General features: G+C 64.1%; 14 protein-coding genes. 4 read left to right on the top strand and 10 right to left on the bottom strand.

Annotation, left to right across the window (positions count from 1 at the left end):
- Nucleotides 1-9 precede the first annotated feature (9 nt).
- Nucleotides 10-2,739: a preprotein translocase subunit SecA gene (gene secA / locus C0V76_RS17720; RefSeq protein WP_101944241.1), complete on the top strand. Its 2,730-nt coding sequence runs from the start codon at nt 10-12 to the stop codon at nt 2,737-2,739.
- Between the two features lie 585 nt (nt 2,740-3,324).
- Here the strand turns inward: secA and pgi are convergent.
- Nucleotides 3,325-4,959 carry a glucose-6-phosphate isomerase gene (gene pgi, locus C0V76_RS17715; RefSeq protein WP_101944240.1) on the bottom strand — a complete coding sequence of 545 codons (1,635 nt, stop codon included), beginning with the start codon at nt 4,957-4,959 and terminating at the stop codon, nt 3,325-3,327.
- Nucleotides 4,960-5,138: 179 nt separating this feature from the next.
- On the opposite strand from pgi, the gene C0V76_RS17710 reads away from it, so the two are divergent.
- Together C0V76_RS17710 and C0V76_RS17705 are read left to right on the top strand one after the other, a co-directional pair.
- Complete coding sequence (locus C0V76_RS17710; protein ID WP_158239274.1) at nt 5,139-6,389, top strand: ankyrin repeat domain-containing protein; 1,251 nt, start codon at nt 5,139-5,141, stop codon at nt 6,387-6,389.
- Entirely contained in the window at nt 6,389-7,612 is a 1,224-nt protein-coding gene (locus C0V76_RS17705) for a J domain-containing protein (RefSeq protein ID WP_101944238.1), read from the top strand. Before C0V76_RS17710 ends, C0V76_RS17705 begins: the two co-directional genes overlap by 1 nt.
- 141 nt (nt 7,613-7,753) lie before the next feature.
- Here C0V76_RS17705 and panB read toward each other — a convergent pair whose 3' ends face one another.
- The 9 genes from panB to hda form a co-directional block, all read right to left on the bottom strand.
- Complete coding sequence (gene panB, locus C0V76_RS17700) at nt 7,754-8,569, bottom strand: 3-methyl-2-oxobutanoate hydroxymethyltransferase (protein WP_101944237.1); 816 nt, start codon at nt 8,567-8,569, stop codon at nt 7,754-7,756.
- Between the two features lie 135 nt (nt 8,570-8,704).
- Nucleotides 8,705-9,340 (bottom strand): deoxynucleoside kinase, encoded by a 636-nt coding sequence (locus C0V76_RS17695; RefSeq protein WP_101944236.1) that lies wholly within the window; start codon nt 9,338-9,340, stop codon nt 8,705-8,707.
- Nucleotides 9,341-9,349: 9 nt separating this feature from the next.
- Nucleotides 9,350-9,691: a DMT family protein gene (locus C0V76_RS17690; protein ID WP_101944235.1), complete on the bottom strand. Its 342-nt coding sequence runs from the start codon at nt 9,689-9,691 to the stop codon at nt 9,350-9,352.
- 10 nt (nt 9,692-9,701) lie between these two features.
- The gene (gene folK, locus C0V76_RS17685; RefSeq protein WP_101944234.1) at nt 9,702-10,193 is read right to left on the bottom strand and encodes a 2-amino-4-hydroxy-6-hydroxymethyldihydropteridine diphosphokinase; all 492 of its coding nucleotides are present in this window, start codon (nt 10,191-10,193) and stop codon (nt 9,702-9,704) included.
- Between the two features lie 3 nt (nt 10,194-10,196).
- Complete coding sequence (gene pcnB, locus C0V76_RS17680) at nt 10,197-11,552, bottom strand: polynucleotide adenylyltransferase PcnB (protein WP_101944233.1); 1,356 nt, start codon at nt 11,550-11,552, stop codon at nt 10,197-10,199.
- Between the two features lie 148 nt (nt 11,553-11,700).
- On the bottom strand, nt 11,701-13,398 hold the full coding sequence (locus C0V76_RS17675; protein WP_101944232.1) for an NAD-binding protein: 1,698 nt from the start codon (nt 13,396-13,398) through the stop codon (nt 11,701-11,703).
- A 7-nt stretch (nt 13,399-13,405) separates the two neighbouring features.
- On the bottom strand, nt 13,406-13,789 hold the full coding sequence (locus C0V76_RS17670) for a DUF6394 family protein (protein ID WP_101944231.1): 384 nt from the start codon (nt 13,787-13,789) through the stop codon (nt 13,406-13,408).
- Between the two features lie 68 nt (nt 13,790-13,857).
- The gene (locus C0V76_RS17665; protein WP_101944230.1) at nt 13,858-14,568 is read right to left on the bottom strand and encodes an HAD family phosphatase; all 711 of its coding nucleotides are present in this window, start codon (nt 14,566-14,568) and stop codon (nt 13,858-13,860) included.
- 15 nt (nt 14,569-14,583) lie between these two features.
- The gene (hda, locus tag C0V76_RS17660; RefSeq protein WP_101944296.1) at nt 14,584-15,297 is read right to left on the bottom strand and encodes a DnaA regulatory inactivator Hda; all 714 of its coding nucleotides are present in this window, start codon (nt 15,295-15,297) and stop codon (nt 14,584-14,586) included.
- A gap of 139 nt (nt 15,298-15,436) precedes the next feature.
- Here hda and C0V76_RS17655 point away from each other — a divergent pair, with 139 nt between their 5' ends.
- On the top strand, nt 15,437-16,546 hold the full coding sequence (locus C0V76_RS17655) for an AIR synthase-related protein (protein WP_101944295.1): 1,110 nt from the start codon (nt 15,437-15,439) through the stop codon (nt 16,544-16,546).
- Nucleotides 16,547-16,559 lie beyond the last annotated feature (13 nt).

The raw sequence follows: 16,559 nt of genomic DNA, 5'->3' as shown, positions 1-16,559 counted from the left end.
CCATCCAAAATGATCGCTGGCCTTCTCAAGAAAGTCTTCGGCAGCCGCAATGACCGGCTGGTCCGTCAATACATGCACAAGGTGCGTGCCATCAACGCCCTTGAGCCGCAGATCCAGGCGCTCAGCGATGAAGCGCTGCGCGGCAAGACCGAGGAATTCAAGGCGCGCATCGCCAAGGGCGAAAGCCTTGATGCACTGCTGCCGGAGGCCTTTGCGGTAGTCCGCGAAGCCGGCTTGCGGGTGCACGGCATGCGCCACTTCGACATGCAGATGGTCGGTGGCATGGTGCTGCACGACGGCAAGATCGCCGAAATGCGCACCGGTGAAGGCAAGACCCTGACTGCCACGCTTCCGGTGTACCTGAATGCGCTCTCCGGCAAGGGCGTGCATGTGGTAACGGTGAACGATTACCTTGCCAGCCGCGATGCGGACTGGATGGGGCGCATCTACAGCTTCCTGGGCCTGTCCACCGGCGTGATCTATTCGCAGCAACCGCAAGCCGAGAAGCTTGCCGCCTACGCTGCGGACATCACCTACGGGACCAACAACGAGTTCGGCTTCGACTACCTTCGCGACAACATGGTCTACGAGCTCGGTCAGCGCGCCCAGCGCGGCCTGAACTTTGCCATCGTCGATGAGGTGGATTCGATCCTGATCGACGAAGCCCGTACGCCGCTGATCATCTCCGGCCAGGCCGAAGATCACACCGACCTCTATGTGCGCATGAATGCTGTGGCGCCCCTGCTGACCAAGCAGGAAGGTGAGGACGACAACGTTACCGTGCCGGGCGACTACACCGTCGACCTCAAGCAGCAGCAAGTGCTGCTGACCGAGCAAGGCTATGACCATGCTGAAGAGATTCTGGTGCGTCTGGGCCTGCTGCCCGAAGGCCGCAGCCTCTACGAGCCGGGCAACATCCTGCTGATCCATCACCTGTACGCCGCCCTGCGCGCGCACTCGCTGTTCCACAAGGATCAGCAGTACGTGGTGCAGAACGGCGAAGTGATCATTGTTGATGAATTCACCGGCCGCCTGATGGTGGGTCGCCGCTGGTCCGATGGTCTGCATCAGGCCGTGGAAGCCAAGGAAAGCGTGAAGATCAACTCCGAGAACCAGACCCTGGCCTCGATCACCTTCCAGAACTTCTTCCGCATGTACGGCAAGCTTGCCGGCATGACGGGTACTGCCGATACCGAGGCCTACGAATTCCACTCCATCTATGGGCTGGAAACGGTGGTGATCCCGACTAATCGCCCCATGATCCGCCTGGACATGAACGATCTGGTCTATCGCACCGAGAAGGAAAAGCACGCCGCCATCATTGCGGACATCAAGGACTGCCATGAGCGCGGTCAGCCGGTGCTGGTCGGTACTACCTCGATCGAGTCTTCCGAACTCCTGTCCGAACTGCTCAAGGTCGAGAAGCTGCCGCACAACGTGCTCAATGCCAAGCAGCACGCCCGTGAAGCCGAGATCGTGGCGGATGCCGGGCGTCCCGGCGTGATCACCATTGCCACCAACATGGCCGGCCGTGGTACGGACATCGTGCTGGGCGGCAACGTCGAGAAGCAGATCTCGCTGGTCAAGGAAAACGCCGAGTTTTCTGATGAGCAGAAAGCCGACAAGATCGCCACCCTGCGCAATGAGTGGCAGGGCCTGCACGAGCAGGTGCTGGCCGCTGGTGGCCTCAAGATCATCGGTACCGAGCGCCATGAATCGCGCCGGATCGACAACCAGCTGCGCGGCCGCTCCGGTCGTCAGGGGGATGCCGGCGCCAGCCGCTTCTACCTGTCGCTGGAAGACCCGCTGATGAAGATCTTCGGCGGCGAGCGTCTCTCCGCCATCATGCAGCGCCTGAAGATGCCTGAAGGCGAGCCGATCGAAGCGGGCATGGTCAACCGTTCGCTGGAGTCCGCCCAGCGCAAGGTCGAGCAGCGCAACTTCGATATCCGCAAGCAACTGCTTGAGTACGATGACGTAGCCAACGATCAGCGCAAGGTCATCTACCACCAGCGCAACGAACTGCTTGAAGCCAGCGATATTGGCGAGACCATCACTGCCATGCGCCAGGGTGTGATCGCCGAACTGTTCCGCACCTATGTGCCGGCCGAGTCGGTCGAAGAACAGTGGGATCTGGCCGGTTTCGAGAAGGCGCTCAAGGCCGAGTATGGTGTAGAGGTACCGGTGGGCCAGTGGGCCAAGGACAACACCCGTCTCTCTGACGAAGACCTGCTCGTCAAGGTGGTTGAAGCGACCGATCAGGCCTATGCCGACAAGGTCAAGGATGTGCAGCACGACGCTTGGGCTGGTTTCGAGCGCAGCGTGATGCTCAATACCCTTGATCAGCACTGGCGCGAACACCTTTCTGCGCTGGATCACCTGCGTCAGGGCATCCATCTGCGCAGCTATGCGCAGAAGAACCCGAAACAGGAATACAAGCGCGAAGCTTTCGAACTCTTCGAATCCTTGCTGGACACCGTGCGGACCGAAGTGGTGCGTTTGCTGATGACCGTGCAGGTGCGTTCAGAGGAGCAGATCGAAGAGGTCGCCGAACAGCATCCGGGTGTGGAAAACGTGCAATACCACCACGCTGACTACGACGAAGCGCTGGCGGAGGCGGCCGTCACCGAGAAGAAGCAGCTGCCGGTTGAAAACAACGGCTTGCGCGTGGGGCGCAATGATCCTTGCCCATGCGGTTCAGGCAAGAAGTACAAGCAGTGCCACGGGGCATTGGCGTAAAGCGTGCTGCGCGAACCGGGCTTGAGGCTGTGATGCTCGCCGTATAGAAAGCATACGGCTGCGTGTCTCGCCTCAATCGCGGCCCGCTCGCTACGCTTTCCGCTAACGCCTGGTTCGGGCGGTGATGAATGCAAAAAAGCCAGACTTCGAGTCTGGCTTTTTTGTGTCTGTCGAAATCTTGGTGCTGACACCCAGTTCTCGGATAACAGGCCCGGCACGGGGTCGAATTCGCGCAGATTAATGCTGATCAGCGTCAGTCCCTGCGCGCGAGCGTGGGCTGCCTTATGCAGATCGTTTACGCCGATGGGCTGGCCCGTTTTCTCCCGCGCGGCTCAGAGGCTGCCGTAATGATATGCCTCGCGTTCGCCATAGGGCGGTACGGCCAGGCGGCTGCAGAAGTCTTCCACCATGTTGAGGTTGCGCGAAACCCGGCTGTTTTTTTAGCGCCATGCACCCGTGCGGCGAGCGTGATGCTTGAGATAGCCATGCGCTCAAACTGTCTGATGGCGCGTCAAAGCGAGAGGCTTGAAAGCAAGAAAGCCGATCTTAAGGACCGGCTTTCTGATGAAAGTTTGCTGAAGGGGGTCAGGATATGGATTCGCCGATGTAAGCCAGTAGCGCTTCAGTCGATGTGTCATAGCGAGGGCCACTCGCTGCACTGAGGCGCTGCTCAATCCCGCTGGCAAGCTGTTTGCCGAGCTCCACACCCCACTGGTCGAAGGAGTTCAGGCCCCAGATCTTGCCTTGCACGAAGACCTTGTGTTCGTAGAGCGCCAGCAGTGCGCCCAGCGTGCGTGGCGAGAGATCGTCCAGCAGCAAGGTGTTGCTCGGTCGGTTGCCGGGGAAGACGCGGTGCGGCAGCAAGGCTTCGATTTCTGCCGTGGCGACGCCCTTGGCCTCCATCTCGGCGCGTACTTCGTCCGCTGCCTTGCCTTGCATCAGGGCGGCTGACTGGGCAAGGCAGTTGGCGATCTGGCTCACGCGGTGGTTAGCGAGCTGACCCGGTTGCGAGAGGGCGAGGATGAAATCAACCGGGATCACCGCCGTGCCCTGATGGATCAGCTGGAAGAAGGCGTGCTGGCCGTTGGTGCCGGGCTCACCCCAGATCACCGGGCCCGTGGCGTAGTCGACCGGGCTGCCGTCTGCGCGCACCTGTTTGCCGTTGGATTCCATGTCCAGTTGCTGCAGGAAGGCCGGCAGGCGGTGCAGGGTCTGGTTGTAGGGGGCAACGACCTGTGAGCGGCAGTCCAGGAAGTTCACATACCATACGCCCAGAAGGCCCAGCAGCACCGGCAGGTTGTCCTTGAACGGGGCTGTGCGGAAGTGCTGATCCATGTCGGCAGCACCTTCGAGCAGGGCATCGAAGCCGGCGGCACCGATGGCGAGGGTGATAGGCAGGCCGATGGCACTCCACAGCGAGTAGCGGCCGCCGACCCAGTCCCAGAAGCCGAACATGTTGGCGGTGTCGATGCCGAACTCAGCAACCTTGGTTGCGTTGGTCGATACCGCCACGAAGTGCTTGGCGACAGCCGACTCCGAACTGGCGGCCTTGACCAGCCAGGCACGGGCGCTGCGGGCATTGGTCAGGGTCTCGACCGTGGTGAAGGTTTTGGACGCAATGATGAACAGTGTACGCGCCGGGTTCAGGCCAGCCAGCGTCTGGGTGAGGTGCAGGCTATCTACGTTGGAGACAAAATGCAGGCGGGGGCCGTCGGCATAGGGTTTCAGTGCTTCACAGACCATCAGCGGGCCGAGGTCGGAACCACCGATACCAATGTTCACGATGTCGGTAATGGTTTCGCCGCTGTAGCCACGCCATTCGCCGCTGCGTACGCGTTCGCTGAAGGCTGCACAGCGGGCGCGGACTTCGCGGATCGCCGGGATCACGTCTTCGCCCTGCACACGGACCTGAACGTCGCCCTGGGCGCGCAGCGCGGTGTGCAGCACGGCGCGGTGTTCGGTGTTGTTGATCTCGCCCCCCTCGAACATGGCGCGGATCTCGCTACCCAGCGCACATTCTTCGGCGAGTGCCAGCAGTTCGCGCAGGGTGTCGGCCGTGATCCGGTTTTTCGAGTAATCGAGCAGGATGCCGCAGGCCTTGCTGCTGAAGTGGCCGGCGCGGTCGGGATCGGCCGCGAAGAGCTCGCGCAGGTGGGTGGCTTCGAGCGCACGGGCGTGCATTGCGAGTTGTTGCCAGGCAAGGGTCTGGGTCGGGTTCATCGGCGTGGATTCCGGTCGGTCAATGGCATTCAGTTCAGTTCTGTGATGATAAGCCGGCCGGGGCGCTGCGGGCGAGTGCGGAATACGGCGGGCCGCGCTGCCTCTAGGAGTATGAGCCCGCGCAGGCATAGGCTGGGGCCAGTATCATGCAGGGTCATCCACCCTTTTCGCGGCCCTGCATGAACCCGGAAGCCAGCAGCCTCAGCACGCTTGTCACGCCCCACGCCGCGCTGGCTACACCCGAGCGCCAGCTGGCCGTGCTGGTGCAGGATGCCGCTGGCTTCGTCAATCGCGGGCTGGCCATCCTGTGGCGCGATCGCGTGGCAGGTGATCTGGCTGTGCAGTACGCCGAGGCTTGTGCCCTCATCGAACGCAACGAGCTGGCCCCTCTGGCGCGCCTGCTGCGCGACGAGCCGGAGTTGCTGGAATACCGTTCGGACGACGACGAGGGCCCTCAACTGCTGCACTTTGCGGCCCGGCGTGCTTCGCTGGCGGCACTCGGTTTGCTGGTCGAGCAGGGCGCGCCGCTTGATTCTCCCAGCGGCCATCTGCGCGAAGGCGTGTTTTTTCCGGGCGCTACGCCCTTGCTGGTGGCTTGCGAGGCGGGTTGTGAGGACGCTGCGCTGAGCTTGCTGACGGCCGGGGCTGACCCCAATGCGAGCTTGCCGGGGCGGCGCGAAAGCGCACTGCATCTGGCGGCCGGGCAAGGCATGACGGCGCTGGTCGAAGCCTTGATTGCTGCCGGAGCGGATGTGGATGCGATGTCTGGCTGGCATTCCTTTGATGATCAGCTCGGTGCATTCGGTGGCGGCTCGCCCCTGCATGCTGCCGCCCTGAGCAACTGCGCCGCCACCGCCTTTCTGCTGCTGAAGGCCGGCGCCACGCGTGACGCAGCGGGCGCCGACTTGCGCACGCCGCTCCACTACGCGGCCGCACGTGGTGCGGTGGGGGTGCTGGAGGTGCTGTTGGCCGCTGGCGCTGAGCCGGATGCTCAGGAGGTCTGTGCGTTTGAAGGTGGCACGACCGGGCTCAGCGCTTTGCATTACGCGGTAGTGAATGGTCATCTGGAAGCGGCTGCGATGCTCCTGTGCTACGGCGCCAACCCAGCATTGATCGAGCCAGCCAGCGGCGAAAGCGCGCTGGAAATGGCGCTACGCAGCGGCAATCCGCTGCTGCCCGGTGTGCTGCAGCGGGCCTTGCAGGGGCAGCCTGACGCGGTTTATGGTCCGCTCGACGAACAACTGGTGCGCTGCAGTCCGGATGACTATGCCGAACAGCGCGATTTTCTCGAAAACCTGCTGGTCGAATCCCCGTTTTCCAATCGCAGCCTGCTGGTGCTCAGCGACTGGCTCGCCGAAACTCTGGGCCCCGAAAACCGTCCGCATCTCGCCCGCGCCTATCGTGAGTGGGCCGGCAGGAGTCAGACCTGATGTTCAAGTGGCTCAGCAGTGATCGCCCTGCACCCGAGGAGCTTGAGCTCGAAGCCAAGCTGCAGCAGCTTGAAGTGCTCGAAGAGCGCTACGCCGAGGTGCAGACCGAATACGCCACCCTGCAGAATGGCCTGGCTGCCTTCAAGTTGCGCTACTGGCGCCGGGTAGGCGATCTGTATGCGCGGCTCGATCGCGTGCGCGCAGAGATTGCCCAGCTGCGCGTGCGCCTCGCACCACGCGATGCGCTGCGCCAGGCTGCCGCCCGCGCTGCCAGTACTCAGGCTCAGGCCAGCGCTGAAGCTGCCCGCGCCATCGATATCGATCCGGGTGCTGAGGAGTTCATGCCCAGTGATGATTTGCGCAAGTACTACCGGATGGCGGCCAAGATCGTACACCCGGACCGCGCCGGCGATGACGACGACCGCAGCCTGCGTGACGAGATCATGTCGCGCATCAATGTGGCCTATCGCGATGGCCATGTGCACACCATTCAGGCCCTGATCGACGAATACCAGATGCGCGCCCAGCCGGGCGAGGACGATGCGGCTACGCGCCTGATTCGCACCATTCGCCTGATGTCACGGGTGCGGGAGCAGATCAGCAATATCGGCCAGACCACTGCGACCCTGCGCGAGTCCGGCCTCTACCGGCTCTACAAGGCGGTGGAGGAGGCAGAGGCACGCGGAGAGGACAAGCTGCGCATCATCGAGATCGGTATCGAGCGCGATATTGCCCGCGCCGAGAACGAGCTTGCCCGGCTGCGTCAGCAGGCCCTGATGCCGGTGGCCGCTGAAGTGGCTGCGGCGTGCGAGCCCAGCCCGGAAGGCGCCCCGGGCGATGCACCGGACGAACCGGCAGAGGATGAGGCCGAGACGCGCCAGCCACAGTGCAGCCCGGCCGAGCTGGCGATCGCCGCGCTGCTCGACGAACTAGGGCTGGAGTACGCCTACCGTCAGCCCCTGGCCGGCAGCGCCCGCCCGGGTGAGCGTGAGCCGGCCTTCACCATCCGGGATGCCAAGGGGCAGAGCCTGCTATGGGAGCATCTGGGCGTGCTTGAGAGCGAAGCTTTGCGTACCGCTTGGCAGGAGCGCCAGGGCTGGTTCGCCGCCAATGGCTTTGATGCCGGCATCAATCTCTTCGTGACGCGTGATGAGGCCGACGGCACCTTTGATGCGGCGCGGCTGCGCAAGATGGCGGAGTTCATCCGCAGTCAGTGCGAGTAGCTTGCCAGCGCACCGCTACGCGCCTTCAAGTCACAAGTAAGTTGCGAGTTGTGGCCCGCAAACCAAGAGTTTTGGCCGCGCATCCGGCCGGGTTTTACTTGAAGCTTGTTGCGCCGAAGGCGCGCCCTTGCTGCTTGCAACTCAGTAGGTGTGTTCCGGCGCCGGGAAGCTGCCGTCCTTCACCGCGGCGGCATAGGCGGCTACGGCCGCATCGATGCTCGCCGCGCCGTCCATGAAGTTCTTCACGAAGCGTGCCTTCTTGCCGGGATAGACGCCCAGCATGTCGTGCAAGACCAGCACCTGACCATCACAGTCCTTGCCGGCACCGATGCCGATGGTGGCCATGCTGCTGAGTTGAGTGCTCAGTTCGGCGGCCAGGGTGGCGGGTACCATTTCCAGTACGACCATGGCTGCACCCGCCGCTTCGAGTGCCAGCGCATCGATTTTCATCTGTGCCGCGCCCGCTTCAGTTCTGCCCTGCACGCGGTAGCCGCCGAGCTGATGCACCGATTGCGGCGTGAGGCCGATGTGGGCACATACCGGTACGCCGCGCTCGACCAGAAAACGCACCGTCTCGGCCATCACGGCACCGCCTTCGAGCTTCACCATCTGGGCGCCGGCGGCCATCAGGCGCGCCGAGTTGCGCAGGGCCTGCTGCGGACTTTCCTGGTAGCTGGCGAAGGGCAGGTCGGCGATCACCCAGGCGCGCTGGGCGGCGCGGGCCACGCATTCGGTGTGATAAACCATCTGCTCCATCGTCACCGGCAGGGTCGTTTTCTGACCCTGGATCACGTTGCCGAGCGAGTCGCCAACCAGCAGCACATCCACGCCGTTGCGCTCGCACAGGGCGGCGAAGCTCGCATCGTAGGCGGTCAGCATGGCGATCTTCTCGCCGTTCTGGCGCATCGCGGCCAGGCTGGTGAGGGTGACGGGCTTGGCGTTTTCGAGGTAACTCATGTCGACTCCTGTACGGTGTGGCGACGGGCCGGGCGAATGCGTCGCCGGCGAACGGGAGCGCATTGTCCGTCAATCTCCTGCTGACGGGCATCCAGCCTTTTTATAGATGCATGAACGCTGCGCAGCGAGACGGGGTCAGGCGTAGCTGAAGTATTCGCGGTAGCCACGCATGGCTTGCAGGCGCTGCAGGATCAGTTCGAAGTCGTCATCTTCGTCGACCGGGTTCAGGACTTCGGCGTTGATCACGAACAGCGGGGCGGTGTTGTAATCGTGGAAGAAGCGCGCATAGCGCTCCGACACGGTGCCGAGGTATTGCTCGGTGATGCGGCGCTCGGCATCCAGCCCGCGTTTCCTGACTCGTTCGATCAGGGTCTCAGGCTGGGCCTGGAGGTAGATCACCAGATCCGGCCTGAGCGGCGCCGGGCGCAGCTGGGTGAAGACCTTTTCGTACAGGCGCGCTTCGTCCTCGGTGAGGTTGAGACTGGCGAAGAGCGGATCTTTCTCGAGCACGAAATCACTGATGACGCGCTGGCCACCCTGCAAGAGGCGAGTGGCTTCGGCGAGCAGGCCGGCGCGCTGGAACAGGAATTCGATCTGGGTGGCCAGGGCCCAGCGCTCGCGCTCTGCGTAGAAGCGGGCGAGGAAAGGGTTCATCTCCGGTTGTTCGAGCACCAGACTGGCCGACAGGCGCTCCGAGAGGCGCCGGGCGAGGCTGGTCTTACCGGCCCCGATCGGACCTTCGACGACGATGTAGCGGGCTTTTTCGAGCATTCCGGGCTTTCAGGTGCGGAAGATGAAGTACACCGCACCCAGCATGCATAGCGCGGCCCACAGGTAATCGAGCTTGAGGGGTTCGTCCATGTAATACACGGCGAAGGGCACGAACACGGCGAGCGTGATCACTTCCTGCATGATCTTGAGCTGACCCAGCGAGTAGGCCTGGGCACCGATGCGGTTGGCTGGTACCTGCAACAGGTACTCGAAGAGGGCGATGCTCCAGGCGATCAGCGCGGCGATGAACCAGGGGCGATTGCCGAGATGCTTGAGGTGGCCATACCAGGCAAAGGTCATGAACACGTTGGAGGCGACGAGCAGGCCGGCGGTTTGCATCCAGATCGGCATCGGCTTTCCTTCAGTCGGCGATACGTGCGATGCGCTGGTCTGGCAGCGCGTTGAGCAGTTCGAGCACCGGGCCGCGGCCGGGAATGCGGGTTTCCGGCGCCAGTTCGGCGAGCGGGATGAGCACGAAGGCACGTTCGTGCATGCGCGGGTGGGGCAGGTGCAGGCCGGGCGCATCGAGAATCTCGCAGCCGTAGAGCAGCAGGTCGAGATCTAGGGTGCGGGCAGCGTTGCGGGTGCTGCGCTGGCGGCCGAAGTTCTTTTCGAGTTCGAGCAGGGCTTCGAGCAGTTCGGGGGCGGCGAGGGTGGTATCCAGTGCGGCTACGGCATTGACATAGTCCGGTTGGCCTTCGGTGCCCGGTCCCTGTGGGGCGGTGCGGTAGAGGCTGGAGGACGTCAGTACGCGGCAACCGGGCAGCTGGCCCAATGCGGCGAAGGCTTCCCTGAGGGTGTTGACCGGGTCGCCGAGATTGGCACCCAGTCCGATCCAGGCGAGTACGGCCATCGCTTATTCGCCTGCCGGCTCGGCGCCGCCGGTTTCACTGCGCGGCTTGCGGCGGCGGGGGCGACGCTTGCGGGCTGCGCCGTCGCCTTTCTTGTCTGCTACCAGCATGGTTTCGCGATCATCGGTGTTGGCATTGGCGAAATCATCCCACCAGTCCGGCAGCGCCATCTCGATCTCGCCGGATTCTGCGCGCAGGCGCAGGAAGTCATACGCTGCGCGAAAGCGTGGCTGTTCAATGAGGCGGAAAGGTGCTTTGCCGGCACGCTTCTCGAAGCGTGGCTGGAGTGCCCAGATTTCGGTGATGTCACCTGCGATACGGCGCGTGATGGCGAGCTTCTCGGCCTGTGAGGCGAGCACTTCGTCCATGGCTTCGAACAGCGCCGGCTGCGGATATTCGCCCCGCTCCTTGCGGGCGCTCCAGTTGCTCAGCACTTCGTTCCACAGCAGGGTGGCGAACAGGAAGCCGGGGGAGATCGGTTTGCCGGCGCGCACGCGCTCATCGGTATTTTCGAGGGCCAGCCAGACGAATTTCTCGCCCTGCGGTTGCTCCAGTATGACGTCGAGCAGGGGCAGCAGGCCGTGGTGCAGGCCCTCGTCGCGCAGGCGCTTGAGGCTCACCACGGCGTAGCCGGAGGAGAGCAGCTTGAGCATTTCGTCGAAGAGGCGTGCGGCGGGCACATTGGCCAGCAGCTCGCTCATTTCGCGGATTGGCTTGCGGGCGTCCGGATCGAGGGCCAGATCGAGTTTGGCGGCCAGACGCACGGCGCGCAGCATGCGCACCGGGTCTTCGCGGTAGCGGGTGGCCGGGTCACCGATCACGCGCATGGTTTTCTGCTTGAGGTCGGCCACACCGTGGTGGAAGTCCAGCACGGTTTCGGTGGTCGGATCGTAGTAGAGCGCATTCACCGTGAAGTCGCGGCGGGTGGCGTCGGCTTCGATCGTGCCCCAGGTGTTGTCGTGCAGCACGCGGCCGTGCTCGTCGGTGACCGTGTCTTCGTCGTGTAGCGCACGGAAGGTGGAGACTTCGATGGTCTCCGGCCCGCTCATCACGTGCACGATGCGGAAGCGCCGGCCGATGATGCGCGAGCGGCGAAACAGGTGGCGCACCTCTTCCGGCGTCGCATTGGTGGCCACGTCGAAATCCTTCGGGTCGATGCGGGCGATCAGGTCGCGCACCGCACCGCCGACCACGTAGGCCTTGAAGCCGGCTTCCTGCAGCACATGGCAGACCTTGCGCGAGGCGGGCGAGACCATTTCGCGGCGGATGCCGTGAAGTTCCAGCGGGATGGCAGCCGCCTCGGCCACGGGAAGGGAGGCGGGGGCTTTCTTGAAGACGCGACGCAGCAGTTTGCGGATCATGCCGATGTGGGCTGGGGGCCGAGGGCCCTGAAGAGGTTCTTGAAGCCCGGAAGTATATCGCCTGGCATGCCTGCTTCGGAATTTAGTGCCGGGGCGCACGAACAAACAGCGTCGGGTACTGTCGCGTGCGTGCTGCGCTGGCGGATGATCAGCGCACGCGGGGGCGTTTTTGAAGCTGACGGAAGATCCAGCTACGAGCGGGCTCCACGCCGCTGCGGACGAATTCGAGCGGGCTGGGGTCGAGGTGGAAGCGGTGCTGCAGACGTTCTTCGCCCTCGCGGCCGGCAAACAGGATCCGGTCGCCGGACTGCAGTTCCATGTCCAGTGCTGGCAGCATGAACTCTTCCTCGCCACGTAGTAGCAGCAGGGGCACGGCGCACAGTCGCAAGCTCGGGTCGAGCGGGTGGATCTGCAGTTCCTTCAGGCGCAAGGGGGCTCCTGCCTGGCCGCTGAGCGCTGCGCGCAGGCCCGGGTAGGAGGCGTAGGCGTTGAAAACCCAGATGTGTGGCACGCGCTCTTCGAGCCCGGTGAGCAAGCGTACCGCGATCTGTTCGGCGAGCTCCGCGCCGTGCTTGCGCACCTGCAGCAGGAAGCGGTTGAGCAGCGGGGCGACCAGCAGCTGCAGGCATTCGCGCACCATGATTTCGGATTTCACGAAGCATTGCTGGGCGCGAGCGGCTTCGATCAGGCTGCGCTCGGCGACATGGTTCTGGCGGATGATCACGTGCAGCTTCGGATTGAGCTTGCGGGCGCGCGTGACGAGGGCCAGGTTCATGGCGTCGCGGTCGGTGCCGGCGATTATGCCGACCGCCCGGTCGATGCCGGCTGCGCCGAGGCTCTCTACCGAATTGTCGCTGTGTTGCAGATGGGGTTCATCAGTCAGGTGCAGGTTGGAGTCGATGGCGGTCCAGGTCGAACCGGTGCGCTCCAGGGCCCGTGCCACGGCGTGGCCGAAGCGGCCGAAACCCAGCACCAGCCAGTGACCTTGCGGGATGATCGGTGGCTGTGGGCAGGCGCTGCCGGGCACGCTGGAGAGCCAGTCCTCCACCCAAAGCACGGCAGGTGCGGCCAGTGCCATTTCCAGATTGGTGGCGAAGGTGTCGAAGGGGTCGATGGCCGTGATGTTTGGGAAGCTGTCGAGGTTGGCGCGAGCCAGTGCGCTATGCACTCGGGTGATGATCGGCAGTCCGGGGTTCAGGGCCGCCGCACCGATGGCGATGGCCTGAGCGGCTTCGTCGTCGCTCACCAGCACGATCAGGGCCTTGCAGCGCGGATGGGTCGCGCCAGCATCTTGCAGCACGTCGGGCCAGCGGGCGTCTGCCGCAAGACAGCAGGGCGGCTCCTGGTAGATTTCCACGTCTGGCCGGGCGGCGCGCTCGGGGCGGGTTTCGATGATCACGCTGCGGGTGCCCAGTGCATCGAAGGCGTGCGCCAGGGCGGTGCCGCTCTGGCCGTAGCCGCAGAGGATGTAGAAGGGTTCGTCAAGGCGCCGGACCCGCGCCGTGAAGCGGCTGCGCGCCACGGCCGTGCGGAAGACCGGTTCTTGCACCAGCGCGAAGATGCTGCCCAGCGCATAGGCCCAGCAGGTGACCGAGAGATAGATCGTGAAGGTGATCCAGGCGCGCTGGGCGTCGGTGAAGACCCAGGGCAGTTCGCCGAAACCGATGGTGGTGGCGGTATAGCTCACCACGTAGAAAGCGTGGAAGAAGCCCAGCTTCATGGGCTGGCCACTGCCGTCCAGCCCGGGCATGGCGACCAGCCCCGCCACCGAGATGGCATAGGCGAGGATGAGGGTGATCAGCGGCGTGCGCAGGCGGCGCAGCGCGATGAAGAGAACGTCACCCATGCCGGGCTCAGCGGCTCTGGCGCAGGGTCTCGCCGATCAGCAGGATCACCGAGATGAGGTTGGCCAGCAGCGCACCGCCGGACAGCGACACCACTACCGAAATGGTCTGGCCGTCGATCGGGTGCTGGGCGATATACAGGTGCCAGGCCCAGACCAGGCTGGCGGCGACCAGTTGCAGCACGGCGACGAGGCTGGTGGCGAGGTGGGTGGCGCCGATGTGGGTGCGGTCACCGAATTTGAGCACCGTGGCGATCAGGTTCACCACGATGGCGGCGAAGAGCTCGGAGGCGTGGTGCAGTTCGGGGCGATCGATGTCGCCGATGAAGAAGCCGAAGTTCAGCGTGCAGGCGAGGATGATGAAGAAGCCGAAGATGACTTTTTCGAGGTTCATGGCGGAGTCTCCAATGTGCTGCCCGCATCCTGCCAGTGCATCGTGCGGGCAGACAAGGGATTGCCCGATCAGGCTTGCAGGATGATGCCGCTGCCGGCGCCGTCCTGATTCTTTTCGCGCAGGCTGATGATCGGCCAGCCGAGGGTTTCGGCGCGCAGGCGCAGGGCGATGCAGGGATCGACGGCCACAGGATCGCTGACCTGCTCGAGCAGCGGAATGTCATTGGCCGAATCGCTGTAGAACCAGCTCTTCTCAAAGCAGGAGAGATCCAGCGCCATCGACTCCAGCCAGGCATTCACGCGGGTAATCTTGCCTTCGCGGAAGGCCGGCGTGCCGCGCGCCTTGCCAGTGAAGCGGCCGTTTTCGAGGGCTGGTACGGTGGCGATCAGGTGCGGCACATGGAAGTAGTAGCGCACGATGCGTTCGGTGACGAAGGCATTGGTGGCAGTCACGACAGCGCACAGGTCACCCTGCGCCAGGTGCCAGTTCACCAGTTGCTTGCCCATCTCGTTGATCATGCCGAAGGCTACGTCGTTCATGAACTCGTCATGCAGCTTCATCAGCTCTTCGCGCGAATGGCAGGCCAGCGGGGCCAGCACGAAATCGAGGAATTCGTCGATGTTCAGGGTGCCGGCTTTGTATTGCTCGTAGAAAGCGTCGTTACGAGCCTTGAATTCCACCGGGTCGACAACGCCCTTGTCGCACAGGAACTGGCCCCAGGCGTGGTCGGAGTCGCCATCGAGCAGCGTATTGTCGAGATCAAAGAGAGCGAGGTTCATGGTGTTTCAGCTTTATCAGAAGGGGAGTTCGGGTTCGCAGTCCTCGCGCAGCACTTCGCGCAAGAGCGGCAGGGTGACTGGGCGGGACTGGGTCAGGGAGGCCTCGTCGAGCGCATCGAGCACGCCCATCAGCCAGCGAGCGTCGCGTCGGCCGTGACGCAGCAGGTATTCGACGATATCGGCCTCCAGCGTGATGCCGCGCGCCAGGGCGTTCTGGATCAGTAGCACCCCCTTGCCATCGTCATCCAGTGGCTGGATCTCGAAGATCAGGGCTTGGCCAATGCGGGTGCGTACATCTTCACGCAGCGCCAGATGCTGGGGGGGCAGCTTGCCGGCGAGGATCAGCGAGCCTTGTGCTTCGCGGGCCTGGATCAGGGCGCGGAAGAGGGCTGCCTGGCCTTCGGCATCGAGCTGGTCAATGTCGTCGAGCGCCACCAGCAGGTCGTCTTCCATCTGCAGCGTGGCGCCTTGCGCCGCACTCAGGTAGGCACCGGGCCGGCCGGCAGCGCAGCTTTCGGCTGCAGCGGCGCGCAGCAGGTGGCTGCGTCCGGAGCCGGCGGTACCCCATAGGTAAAGCCAGCTGCCATCGCGCGCGCCGAGCTGGCGGCGCAGGGCCAGCAGCAGGGCCTCGTTGTTCCCCGCCACGAAATTATCCAGCGTGACCGGCACGCGCGGGCGCACGTCGAGCGTGAGCTGATGCGTCGGATAGGGGCTGGGGAGGGCGGGCATGGAGATGGCGGCGATGAGTGAGGGCGCGATTTTACCTGTCGGCGCCCCCTCACAGCACATTCGCCTGCAGATCCGACGGGCGCCAAGCCGCCCGAGCAGGTAAAATGCCGGCCTTTCCCGCTTGACCGAGTTCCCCATCATGGCCCAGACCCCTCTCGACTACACCGCCGCTGGCGTGGATTACAGCAAGATCGATCCGCTCAAGATCCTTGCCCAGAAAGCTGCCAGCGCCACCGCCGGCAATCTGGCCGGCCATGGGGTCTCCGAAATCCTCGCCTCGCGCGGCGAATCGGCCTATGTGATGGATATCGGCGGCACCCTGATCGCCTCGATCACCGAATGCCTCGGCACCAAGGCGCTGGTGGCCGACGCGGTGCGCCCGATCACCGGCAAGACGCACTACGACTCGATCGCGCAGGACACCATTGCCATGGCGGTGAATGACCTGATCACCGTGGGCGCCACGCCGCTCTCCATTCACGCCTACTGGTCGGCCGGCGGCAGCGAGTGGTTTGCCGACGAAGCTCGCATGGTCGATCTGGTGACTGGCTGGCAGAAGGCCTGCGACGTGTGCAAGGTCAGCTGGGGTGGTGGTGAAACCCCGGCGCTGGCCGGCGTGGTCGAAGCGGGGCGCATCGATCTGGCGGCCTCTTCGGTCGGCATCATCCCTTCGCGCGAGCGCCTGACGCTGGGCGACAAGATGCAGGATGGCGACGCCATCGTGCTGCTCGCCTCCAGCGGCATTCACGCCAACGGCGTGAGCCTTGCGCGCAAGCTGGTCGAGCGCCTGCCGGAAGGCTATGCCTCGAAATTGTCGGACGGCCGCCTTTACGGCGAAGCCCTGCTGGACCCGACCACGCTCTATGTACCGGTCACCGAAGCGCTGTTCGCGGCCGGCATCGTGCCGCACTACTCGGCCAACATCACCGGCCACGGCTGGCGCAAGATCATGCGTCACCCGGGCAACTTCACCTACCGCATCCACTCCCTGCCGGACGTGCCGCCGGTGCTCAGCTTCATGCAGCAGCACGCCGGTATCGATGATCGCGAAGCCTACGGCAGCCTCAACATGGGCGCCGGTTTCGCCTTCTATGTTGCCGCCGAGCAGGCTGAGGAAGTGGCGCGTATCGCTAATGGGTTGGGCATCAAGGCCTGGGTCGCCGGCCGCGTCGAAGCCGGCCCGAAGCAGGTCGTGATCGAGCCGCTGAACCTGACCTACGCGGCGGACGAGTTGCATTTGCGGGCCTGAGCCATGATGCAAG

The sequence above is a fragment of the Uliginosibacterium sp. TH139 genome (genome assembly GCF_002855595.1).
Classification (GTDB): domain Bacteria; phylum Pseudomonadota; class Gammaproteobacteria; order Burkholderiales; family Rhodocyclaceae; genus Uliginosibacterium; species Uliginosibacterium aquaticum.
This window is presented reverse-complemented; position numbering and strand designations above follow the sequence as displayed.